At 72.0% G+C, this 11,120-nt stretch carries 9 protein-coding genes; 5 read left to right on the forward strand and 4 right to left on the reverse strand.

What is annotated here, in order from left to right:
• The first annotated feature begins 40 nt into the window (after window positions 1-40).
• Complete coding sequence (locus ACFE76_RS04150; protein WP_375430473.1) at window positions 41-586, forward strand: Uma2 family endonuclease; 546 nt, start codon at window positions 41-43, stop codon at window positions 584-586.
• Between the two features lie 6 nt (window positions 587-592).
• Here ACFE76_RS04150 and ACFE76_RS04155 read toward each other — a convergent pair whose 3' ends face one another.
• Window positions 593-1,117: a Uma2 family endonuclease gene (locus tag ACFE76_RS04155; RefSeq protein WP_375430474.1), complete on the reverse strand. Its 525-nt coding sequence runs from the start codon at window positions 1,115-1,117 to the stop codon at window positions 593-595.
• A 76-nt stretch (window positions 1,118-1,193) separates the two neighbouring features.
• Between ACFE76_RS04155 and ACFE76_RS04160 the strand changes: the two genes are divergently transcribed.
• Together ACFE76_RS04160 and ACFE76_RS04165 are read left to right on the forward strand one after the other, a co-directional pair.
• Window positions 1,194-1,985: a carbon-nitrogen hydrolase family protein gene (locus ACFE76_RS04160; protein ID WP_375430475.1), complete on the forward strand. Its 792-nt coding sequence runs from the start codon at window positions 1,194-1,196 to the stop codon at window positions 1,983-1,985.
• Window positions 1,986-2,140: 155 nt separating this feature from the next.
• Window positions 2,141-3,478, forward strand: a complete 1,338-nt coding sequence (locus ACFE76_RS04165; protein ID WP_375430476.1) for a glutamine synthetase family protein — start codon at window positions 2,141-2,143, stop codon at window positions 3,476-3,478.
• On the opposite strand, the gene ACFE76_RS04170 is transcribed toward ACFE76_RS04165, so the two are convergent.
• Window positions 3,438-4,664 carry an MFS transporter gene (locus ACFE76_RS04170; protein WP_375430477.1) on the reverse strand — a complete coding sequence of 409 codons (1,227 nt, stop codon included), beginning with the start codon at window positions 4,662-4,664 and terminating at the stop codon, window positions 3,438-3,440. The two genes, ACFE76_RS04165 and ACFE76_RS04170, sit on opposite strands and share 41 nt — an antisense overlap.
• A gap of 86 nt (window positions 4,665-4,750) precedes the next feature.
• Here ACFE76_RS04170 and ACFE76_RS04175 point away from each other — a divergent pair, with 86 nt between their 5' ends.
• The gene (locus ACFE76_RS04175) at window positions 4,751-5,308 is read left to right on the forward strand and encodes a CGNR zinc finger domain-containing protein (RefSeq protein ID WP_375430478.1); all 558 of its coding nucleotides are present in this window, start codon (window positions 4,751-4,753) and stop codon (window positions 5,306-5,308) included.
• A 932-nt stretch (window positions 5,309-6,240) separates the two neighbouring features.
• Here the strand turns inward: ACFE76_RS04175 and ACFE76_RS04180 are convergent.
• Window positions 6,241-7,926: a GAF domain-containing sensor histidine kinase gene (locus tag ACFE76_RS04180; protein ID WP_375430479.1), complete on the reverse strand. Its 1,686-nt coding sequence runs from the start codon at window positions 7,924-7,926 to the stop codon at window positions 6,241-6,243.
• Between the two features lie 69 nt (window positions 7,927-7,995).
• Window positions 7,996-8,835, reverse strand: a complete 840-nt coding sequence (locus tag ACFE76_RS04185; protein ID WP_375430480.1) for a sterol carrier family protein — start codon at window positions 8,833-8,835, stop codon at window positions 7,996-7,998.
• 26 nt (window positions 8,836-8,861) lie between these two features.
• Here ACFE76_RS04185 and ACFE76_RS04190 point away from each other — a divergent pair.
• On the forward strand, window positions 8,862-11,120 hold a 2,259-nt coding region (locus ACFE76_RS04190; RefSeq protein ID WP_375430519.1), incomplete at its 3' end, for a bifunctional [glutamine synthetase] adenylyltransferase/[glutamine synthetase]-adenylyl-L-tyrosine phosphorylase.

Genomic DNA, 11,120 nt, shown 5'->3' on the forward strand with positions numbered 1-11,120 from the left:
CAACTCCTCGAGTGTCAGTGGCGCCCCCTACGCTCAGCGCATGACAGCAACTGTGGCGAACTACCGCTGGACCGCGGCCGAGTTCGTACGGGCCTGGGAAGCGGGCGCGTTCGACTCACGGGTCGAGCTGGTGGAGGGGGAGGTCTGGCCGGTGGTCATCGGGGACTGGCACGGCGAGAAGGTGATGGACGTGGGTGCGCTGCTGCGACATCCCGGCGTCACCGTGACCGGCGCAACGCTGCCGAGCGGTGACTCTCTACCCGACCCTGACTGCTGGGTCCGCCGTCCCGGCGCGGAGCCGTCAGGCACCATCGGCTGCCGCCTCTCCACCTGGGACCCGGCGGACGTGCTGCTGGTGGTCGAGGTGTCGGACGAGACGCTGATGGCTGACCTGACCACCAAGGCCCGGATCTACGGCTCGGCCGGCTGGCCGGTCTACTGGGTCATCTCCAAGGAGGCGGTCTACGTCCACACCGAGCCGCACGACCGGGGCTACCGATCGCGGCGCGAGTTCCGATCCGGCGACACGGTGCCCGTCCCGTTCGCGGACGTCGAGATCGCCGTCGACGACCTGATCGGCGTCTGACAGCTTCTACCGGAACAGCGCCCCGGTGTCGATCGTGACCTCGCCCGCGCCGTAGGCCACCCGCTGAGGTGCGCTGTTCTCGATCACCAAGGCGAGCCGGTAAGCGTCGCCCTCGCGCACGAAGGCGGTCAGCGTCTCGTCCGCGGTGTCGACCACCCAGTAGTGGTCGACTCCCGCCGCGGCGTACTTGGCGGCCTTCACCACCAGGTCCGCGGCGCGGTTCGTCGACAACACCTCGACGCACAGCAGGGGGGTGCCGGTGAAGCGAACCTCCTCGTCCGTGGTCGGGAACACCATGACGTCCGGGCCGAACTCGTCGTCACCGGGCTTCCAACCCCACTCGATCACCACGTCATAGCCCTCGGGGAGGTCGGCCTCCATCAGGTTGGCCAACCGTCGGCACGCGGTCTGGTGCTTCCGGCTGGGAAACGGGCTCATCACGATCGAGCCGTCGATGTACTCCGCACGAACATCCTCACCCAGCGCCAGGTAGTCCTCCCAGGATGCTTCAAGGAACGGCACAGCAGCCATTTCGACGCCGCCTCCTCCTGGGATGCTCCGGTGTACGAGAGGATCATAAGTCGCGACCCGATATGGAGGCTCACTCATGCGCATCGCTCTCGCCCAGATCGTCAGCGGGCCGGTCCCGGCGGCCAACCTCGACGTGGTCGCCCGGGAGACAGCTTCGGCAGTCGCCCAGGGGGCCGAGCTCGTCGTCTTCCCCGAGGCGACGATGCGCTGCTTCGGACGCAACCTGGTCGAGGTGGCCGAGTCGCTGGACGGGCCCTGGGCGACGCGGGTCCGAGAGATCGCGGCCGACGCCGGCGCCACGGTCGTCGTGGGCATGTTCACCCCCGCCGATGGCGGCCGCGTCCACAACACCCTGCTGGTCACCGGCCCGGAGGTTGAGACGGCCTACGACAAGATCCACCTCTACGACGCGTTCGGCTTCGCCGAGTCCGACACCGTCGCGCCGGGGGAGAAGCCGCTGGTGGTGGAGATCGGGGGCGTGAGCGTCGGTCTGACCACCTGCTACGACCTCCGCTTCCCGGGCCTCTACACCGCGCTCGCCGACGCCGGCGCCGCGGTGATCTGCGTGGCCGCCTCCTGGGGTGCAGGACCGGGCAAGGTCGACCAGTGGCAGCTGCTGACCCGGGCGCGGGCGCTGGACTCCACCTCGTTCATCCTCGCCTGCGGCCAGGCGGACCCGACCACGGTGGGCGAGCAGCTGAGCGGTACCGCCCCCCGCGGCGTCGGGCACAGCGTGGTCGTGGCGCCCACCGGTGAGGTCGTGGCGACCCTCGGTGCCGAGCCAGGCTTGCTGCTGGTCGACGTGGACGTCGCGGACGTGGCCGACGTCCGGCGATCGCTGCCCGTCCTCGTCAACCGGCGCTTCTGAGCCTGGACCACCGTTCCTGGGGCCCGGCGACGGGGACACAGGTCGTCCTTCCTCGCCGCCCTCGCGACGCGAGGGCTGACGCTGATCGGAGCGACGTGGTCCGCGACCTGGGCCCGTAACTCCGGCGTTACGGAGCTACCGGCACACTGAGGAGCGTGGACAAGCAAACCGAGTTCGTGCTCCGGGCCATCGAGGAACGCGACGTCCGGTTCGTCCGCCTCTGGTTCACCGACGTGCTCGGCTTCTTGAAGTCGGTCGCGATCGCGCCGGCCGAGCTCGAGGGCGCGTTCGCCGAGGGCATGGGTTTCGACGGCTCGGCGATCGAGGGCTTCGCTCGCGTCTACGAGTCCGACATGGTGGCCCACCCCGACCCGTCGACGTTCCAGATCCTGCCGTGGCGGGACGCGAGCCCGGCGACCGGTCGGATGTTCTGCGACATCTCGATGCCCGACGGCTCGCCCTCCTACGCCGACCCGCGCTACGTGCTCAAGCGTGCGCTCAAGAAGGCGGCCGATCTCGGCTTCACCTTCTACACCCACCCCGAGGTCGAGTTCTTCCTGTTCAAGGACCCGCTCGATCCGGGCGTCCCGCCCGTCCCGGTCGACCAGTCCGGCTACTTCGACCACACGCCCCAGAGCCTCGGCAGCGACTTCCGTCGCAAGGCGATCACCATGCTGGAGCAGATGGGCATCTCGGTGGAGTTCTCCCACCACGAGGGCGGCCCGGGCCAGCAGGAGATCGACCTCCGCTATGCCGACGCGCTGTCGACCGCCGACAACCTGATGACCTTCCGCGTCGTGGTGAAGGAGGTCGCGCTCTCCCAGGGGATCCACGCCTCGTTCATGCCCAAGCCGTTCACCGAGCACCCCGGCTCGGGCATGCACACCCACATGTCGCTCTTCGAGGGCGACAACAACGCCTTCTACGACGCCAGCGCCGAGCACCACCTATCCAAGGTCGCGCGCTACTTCATCGCCGGGCTGCTCCGGCACGCCGGCGAGATCACGGCGGTGACCAACCAGTGGGTCAACTCCTACAAGCGGCTGGCCGGTGGCGGCGAGGCCCCGAGCTATGTCTGCTGGGGCCGCAACAACCGGTCGGCGCTGGTCCGGGTGCCGATGTACAAGCCCAACAAGGGCGCCTCCGCCCGCGTCGAGCTGCGGTCGATCGACTCCGCGGCCAACCCGTACCTGGCCTTCGCGCTGATGCTGGCGGCCGGTCTCGCCGGCATCGAGGGCGAGTACGAGCTGCCCGAGGGCGCCGAGGACGACGTCTGGTCGCTGACCGAACGAGAGCGCCAGGCGCTCGGCATCTCACCGCTGCCGCGCAACCTCGACGAGGCCATCCGGGCGATGGAACGTTCCGAGCTGGTGGCCGAGACCCTCGGGGAGCACGTCTTCGACTTCTTCTTGCGCAACAAGCGGGCCGAGTTCGAGGAGTACCGCCGTCAGGTCACGCCGATGGAGCTGAAGCGGCTGCTTCCGGTTCTCTGACCGGGGCCGGCCGACGGGTCAGACGGCCCACGGCCAGCAGTCCCAGCCCGCCCGCCAGCACCGGGACGCCGCCCACCAGCAGCAGCAGCGCTGACGTCGGCAACCCGGCCCCCACGCCGGCGAGGGCGGATCCGGCGGCCGCACAGCTGAGCTTCATCCCCGCGCCGATGGTGAAGACCGAGGCGCGCAACGCCTCCGGCGCCTCGTCCTGACGCACGGTGAAGACCGCACCCGTCAGCGGGCCGACAAACAGGCCCGAGAGTCCGAAGAGAGCGGCGACGCCGGCCAGCGGGGCCACGGCCGCGGCCGCCGCCAACGGCAGCCCCACCCCCAGCAGGGACACCATCACGACGACCGGGGCCTGCCGCGCCGGCCACGGCCGCCAGGTCCACAGCAACGAGCCCACCAGGGCACCGGCGGCCACGCCGGTCAGCAACCATCCCGTCGCCGCCGGGTGCTGCTGGCGCTGGGTCAGCACCGCAGCCACGACGGCGAGGGCGCCGAGACCGAGCTGGGCCAGGCTGGAGGCCGCGGTGACCACGCCCAGGACGGGCCGGCGGACGACGATGCTCAGCCCCGCCGTCAGCGGCAGCCGGGTGTGCGCGGGTTCGCCGACCCGGAGGGGCAGCGTCGCCACGAGCAGGGCTCCGACGCCGGCGCACCCGGCCAGCACGGTGGTGGCGGTGCGCGCGCTGGTCGCGCCGGCGATGGTCGCCGCCACCGCCGGGCCAGCGATCCCGGCGATGTTGTAGCTCATCGAGTCGAGCCCGAAGGCCCGAGGCAGCGCGGCTGGACGAACCAGCTGAGGCAGCCGGCTCGTCAGCCCGCCGGTCAACGCCGGTCCGCAGCAGCCGCCCACCAGCAACACGACCACGCTCAGCGCGAGGGGCCAGCGGCTCAGGCCGGCAGCCGTGCCGGCGAGGGACAGACCGAAGCCGACCACGGCCACCGCGAGCACCCCCGCGGGGCGGCGCGCTCGGTCGGTGAGCAACCCGACGACCGGCGCGGCGACCACCTGGGGCACCAGCAGTGCGGCGATGAGCAGGCCGCCCGTTCCGGCGCTTCCGGTCCGCTCGAGCGCGAGCAGGACCAGCGCCACCCGGGCGCCCTCGTCGGCGAACCGTACGAGCACCGCGGCCGCGAGGTAGCGCCCGACCGCTCCGACCTGCTGCCCAAGACCGGTCATCTTGCCCCTCCATCGCATCGTCATCACTGGTTGAACCGGTGACTCCAACTCTTGCCGGACTGGTCATCACCTGTCAAGGTGGTGATGTGTTCGAGTTCATCTCCGACCGGCCGGTGCTGGACTTCGTGGCGACCGTGTCCGAGCGGCACAGCAGCCGCGAGGAAAAGCTGCCGACGCCGGCCGACCTCCAGGCGTGGATCGCGGAGTCCGGGCTGGTGGACGAGCGGGTCGAGGTCGACGACGAGCAGCTCGACCACGCCCGCGAGGTCCGCGAGTCGGCCTTCGCTGTGATCGCCGCCGCGATCGACGACCGCCCGGCGCCGGCCGCCGACCGGGCGCGGGTCAACGAGACGGCGGCCGGGCCTCGACCGGTGCTGCGGCTGGAGGCCGACGGCCGGCTCCGCCGCCGAGGCGACCTGCCGGCGGTGCTGGCCGAGCTTGCGTCCGACTGTCTCGACCTCGTCGGCGGCCCGGACCGTTCGGCGCTGCACTGGTGCGCCGACGCGACGTGCACCCGACCGTTCGTGGACCGGTCCCGGGGCCAGCGTCGCCGTTGGTGCGGGATGAAGGGCTGCGGCGATCGAGCCAAGGCCGCGGCCTACCGGCAGCGCCGGAGCAACCGGACGTCGCCCGCGTCGGCCTGAGTGGCGCGATCGTGCTGGCGGAGGAGGCGGGACGATGACTCGAGCGCGGTCGGCGTCGACGGTGGCTCCGGTCCTGGTCGCGCTCCTGCTCGCGGCGAGCTGCACCTGGCCGGGTCCCGGACCTGCGGCGCCGAGCACCTTCCCGTCCGCCCCGCCACCGCGCCCGCCCGGCCCGCCGGACGCCGGCCCGCTGCACGTGAGCGTGTCTGTTCCGGCCACCGAGTCCGGCCTGGAGCGGGCGGGTGCGGCAGGACGGGTGGTTCGCTGCCTGACGGAGGTGACGGGCGGATCCGCGGATGTGCCGTTCGATGGCGAGGTAGTGGCTCGGACCCCAACCAGCCGGCTGGCCAGTGCGCTGTCCTATGCCGGCGCTGTCGACGATGCTGCCGGCCTGCGCGAGGTACGGCGGGAGGGTGCGCGCGTCCTCCTGACCGACGAGGCGGGGGGTCGACCCGTGATGGCAGTCATCCTCGCGCACGGGAAGGCCCGGGACGGGCGGGTGGGTTGGTACGTCGACTCGTGGCGCAGTGCGACCTCGCAGAGTTCCCCGACTCGATCGCGGCGCGGTGGGGCCCAGATGTGGACGGACCCGGCCGGCCGCCGGCTGCCCACGACGCTCATCTCGAGCTCGACCGGCCCGGAGCACTGCGACTGGGAGGACATCACCTTCCTGCACCTGTCGACACGAGCACGTCGGGAGGCGACTCAGGTCTACGTCCGCAATCCCCCCAGACCTCAGCGGCTACGTCACCGAGCCCTACCGGGCGGCGCGACCGTTGCCGGACGACGCGGTCGACACGGGCTACCGTCGTGGCGACCAGCACCTGTGGCTCTCGGCCGACGGACAACGCGCCTAGGTCGGGTCGGCTACCGCGCCGAGACGTGGCCACGCCCGACCCAGCCGCTGGGCTGCATCTGAGGACCGACCGTGGTCAGCGCAGCGGGAAGGACCAGCGCAGTCGGAGGCCGCTACCGGCCTGCTCCACGTTCAGCTGTCGGCCGAGCCGTTCGGCCTGCTGCCACAGCCGACCCAGCCCGCCACTGCGGGCGCCGAAGCCTTCGCCGTCGTCGGTCACCACCAGGTTGAAGCCGTCGTCGGCACCCAGGAGGTCCACCTGCACCGTCGTCGGCCGGCCCTGCGCGGCCACCTCGTTCAGCGCAGCCCGCAGGATGTCGGCGACGTCGGCACCGATCGCCGGCAGCTTGTCGAACGTACCGCTCAGCCGGACGGCGGGCCGGAACCCCAGCATGGGCTCGATCTCGACCGCCGCCGCCAACGCGACCGCGTAGAGCTCGTGCCGCACGGTGGGATGCCCGCTGGAAGGGGCGGTGATGGTGGAACGGACTTGGCGGATCGTCTCGTCGATGTCGGCGACGGCCCTGGCGACGCGATCACGGCCGGCCTCGCTGACGTCGTCACGGGCCGTGCTCTGCAGGCTCAAGCCGATGGAGAACAGCCGTTGGATCACCTGGTCCTGGACGCTCTCAGCCAGCCGTTCGCGGTCCTCGCGCGCTTCGAGCGTCTGCTGTGCCGAGCGGGCCTCGGCCAGCTCGAGCGCCAGCGCGGCCTGGGTGGCGAAGTCGCCGGCCATCGCGACGTCGCTGGCCGCGAAGGCCGGCTGGTCGGCCGACCGGCTGAGCATGATCGCGCCCTGGGTGCTGTTGCGTCCCTTCAGCGGCAACGCGACGACGTGGCCGAGACCGATCCCGTCGTCCTGAACCTCGGTGTGGATGCAGGGCAGCTCGCCGGCAGCGATCATCTGCACGGCGCCGGCCTGGACCGCCCGTTCGGTGAGGCTACCGGTCGCCCGGTACTGACGCTGCACGAGCTCGTCGGCCCCGAAGCCGGCGGCGACCCGGACGTTCATCAGGTCGGGGTCGTCCTCGTCGGGGATGCAGACCGTCACCGTGCGGGCGTTGGCCAAGAAGACCACGCTCTCGGCGACGCTGCGCAGGATCTGGTCCTCGTCGTCGACCCCGCCGAGGAGCTTGCGACTGATCTCGCTCGAGGCGATCAGCCAGTGCTGACGGCGTCGGGCGTCCTCCAGCTGCGAGGCGTTGTTGATCCCGGCGGCGGAGCTTTCGGCGAAGTCGGACAGCAGCTGCCGGTCCTGCTCGGAGAAGACGGCGCCGCCCATCGGGCGCATCACGTAGAGGTTGCCGAAGAGACCGAGGTGGGTCCGGACCGGCAGGTCGAGCAGGTCACCGCCCACTTCCTCACTCCTCCGGCGGCTGCGTGGCAGCGGCGGCCGGCTCGAACGCGGCAGGGCCAGCGGCAGGTGCTCGGGGCCAGCGATGCCGTGGGCGGCGAGGATGCCCTGCATCGCGCGAAGCTCACCGGGGGCGTAGGAGCTGAAGACGATCCGGTCCAGGGTGCCGTCGGGCAGCCGGATGGCAAAGGCTCCGTACGCGGCGTTGCCGATCGACGCGGCGAACTCGACCATCTGGCGCATCCGGCCCGCGACGGTCAGCTCGCGAGAGACGTCCCGGACGGCGGTGACGAGCAGCCGCAGCCGCTGCTCCATCGAGTCGATGGGTACGACACCGTGCCGGGTCGCGTGGTCGTCCACCGCAGCCTTGTGCTCGGTGTCCGCCTCCCGACCTCCGGGCGTTGTCACAGACGCGAGTCTAGGAATGCCGATCAGGTAGGTAAACGACTCCGGAGGAACTCAGGACTTTTCGGGACTTTAGTCCCGAAACGCCACGATCGGCAGCACCGAGGACAGGTCGGCCCGCAGACCCGAGGCGTGCACCGCTCCGGCCGCGACTGCGGTCTCCCAGCTCAGGGCGCTACTGGCCAGGCCGAGGAACGTGACCGCGTCGGTCTCGACCACGTTGGGCGGCGTCCCTCGGGTGTGCCGCGGTCCTGGATCCCCGATCGCACACTGGACGGCCGCGTACGGGGGGATCCGTACCTCGACCGACTTGCCCGGGTAGCGGCTGGCAAGCACGCCCGCCAGCGCACGACTGGTGTGCCGCAGGGCGCCGCTCGTGGCCTCCACTCTGGCGTGACCGGCCGGCCGTGAGCGGTTCAGCGCGTCCAGCTCGAGAGTGAACGCGACCAGGTGCAGCAGCACCGCGTCCTCCCGGGTCGCGGCGCCCGCCCGGGTCGAGACGATGGCCGGCGCGTCCTCGCCCAGCCGCTGCCGCAGCCGCTGCTCGAGCCGGTCGTCGGGGTCGAACGCGGGGTCGGGGGGTGAGACGGCGACCCGGACGAGTGCGCCGAGGTGCTCGACCAGCCGTTCGAGCGGCAACGGACGGGCGGTCGTCGAGGTCTGGAGGGCCTCGGCCAGCCCGCGCCCGACCGCGGCCGCGCGGACCACCACGGGGTCGTTCCGCTGGGACGGGTTCTCACCGAGCCACTCCGACAGCGCGGCCCACTGCGTCAGCAGTGCCGCGTCCGGTTGCTCTCGCAGGCCCGCCATCAGGCCGACGACACTACTCGGGCCGACTCTGGGGTCCTCCGCCAGGCTCAGGTCACGGTAGGCCCACGGCACGACCCGTTCGCCCCCGCGGAGGAGTAACACGTCGGTAACATGGCGTGGTGACGAGGATGCAGACGACGCAGGGCACCCTGGCCCGGCGTGGCTTCGTCGACGCAGGTGCCGCGCTGGCCGTGGTCGAGTCGTGGGACGTCGCCCAGGAGTCGGTGCTCGAGCTGCTGGCGGGGGCTGCAGACCCCGACCTCGCGCTCGTCGGGCTCGAACGGCTCTACGACCAGCTGGCCGACCTCCCCGTACGGCTGGCCGCCTCCCCGGTGCTCGCCCGGCACCTGGTGACCGTGCTGGGGGCGAGCGCCTCGCTGGCCCAGCACCTGAGCGCCCATCCCGAACACCTCGACCTGTTGGACCGCGACCTGCAGAAGGTGCCGGCGGCGGCGTTGCGGGCCCACCTGCTGCAGGTGACCGGAGCCGACCCGGACGCCACGATGCCTGTCGCCCTGGAGCTGACCGGGGACGCACTACGGATCGCCTACCGCGGTGAGCTGCTGCGGATCGCCGCCCGCGACCTCTGCTCTCCTGAACCGATCGAGGTGGTCGACGAGGTCGCCGACGAGCTCTCCGACCTCGCCGACGCCACCCTGGAGGCGGCGTTGGCGATCGCCCGGGCGAAGGGCGGCGAGGCGGCACGGCAGACCCGGCTCGCCGTCGTCGGGCTGGGCAAGTGCGGCGCCCAGGAGCTCAATTACGTCAGCGACGTGGACGTGCTCTTCGTGGCCGAGCCTGCCCTTGACGCGGACGGCGAACCGCTGGTCACCGCCGACGAGGCTGTCGCCGCCGCCACCCGGATGGCGGCAGAGCTGACCCGGATCTGCTCGGCCCACACGGCGGCGGGCACCATCTGGGAGGTCGACGCGGCGCTGCGGCCCGAGGGCCGGGCCGGGCAGCTCGTCCGCCGGCTCGCCAGCCACCAGGCGTACTACCAGCGGTGGGCCAAGACGTGGGAGTTCCAGGCCATGCTCAAGGCTCGGCCGTGTGCGGGGGACCTCGCGCTCGGTCAGGACTTCGTCGACATGGTGAGCCCGATGGTGTGGCGGGTCGCCGAGCGCGAGAACTTCGTCGCCGACACCCAGGCCATGCGGAGACGCGTGGTCGCCCACATCCCCGCCCGGGAGAAGGGCCGCGAGCTCAAGCTCGGCGAGGGCGGGCTGCGCGACGTCGAGTTCTCCGTCCAGCTGCTCCAGCTGGTGCACGGTCGCGTCGACGAGCGGCTGCGGGTCCGGCCGACCCTGCTCGCACTCAGGGCGCTCGTCGACAACGGCTACGTCGGTCGCGAGGACGGCAAGGGCTTCGGTCTGGCGTACCGGTTCCTGCGTACCGTCGAGCACCGGATCCAGCTCTACCAGCTGCGCCGCACCCACGTGCTGCCCGACGCCGAGGCAGACCTGCGCCGGATCGGTCGTTCGCTCGGCTACGGCAACCCGGCCTCGGAGCTGGTGTCGACCTGGCGGCACTGCGCGACGCGGGTGCGCCGGCTGCACGAGCGCCTCTTCTACTCACCGCTGCTCGACGTCGTCGCCCGGATCCCCAGCCCCGAGCTGCGGCTGACCACCGACGCCGCGCTCGACCGGCTGAAGGCGCTGGGCTACGCCGACCCGCAGGCGGCGCTGCGGCACATCGCCGCGCTCGGTCAGGGCGTCACCCGCCAGGCCGAGATCCAGCGCCAGCTGTTGCCGGCGATGCTCGGCTGGTTTGCCGGCGCGCCCAACCCGGACTCGGGGCTGCTGGCCTTCCGCCAGGTCTCCGAGGCGCTCGGGACCACGCCCTGGTATCTGCGGGCGTTGCGCGACGAGGGCGCGATGGCCGAGCAGCTGGCGCGGATCCTCGCCTCCAGCCGGTACGCCGTCTCGCTGCTCACCCGGGCACCGCAGACCGTGCAGATGTTGGCCGGCGACGACCAGCTCACCCCCCACACCCTGGACGCGCTGCGGGCCGAGATGCAGGCGGCCGCTCGGCGGCAGGGCAGCAGCGCCGCGGCCGTCGAGGCGATCCGGGCGATCCGTCGGCGCGAGCTGTTCCGGGTGGCCGCCGGCGACCTGCTCGGCCAGCTCGACGTGCTCGAGGTCGGCGTGGCACTCAGCGACCTCGCCTCCGCCACCATCGGCACCGCTCTGGCCGTCGTCCGGGCGGACGCGGGCGGGGACGCCGTGGTGCCGCCGATCGCCGTGCTCGCCATGGGCCGCTGGGGCGGACACGAGCTCTCCTACGCCTCCGACGCCGACGCGATGTTCGTCATGGGCGACGCCTCCGGCGCCGGGTTCGTCATGGGCGACGCCTCCGGCGCCGGGTTCGTCATGGGCGACGCCTCCGGC

This window comes from uncultured Friedmanniella sp., from assembly GCF_964244005.1.
Lineage (GTDB): Bacteria > Actinomycetota > Actinomycetes > Propionibacteriales > Propionibacteriaceae > Microlunatus.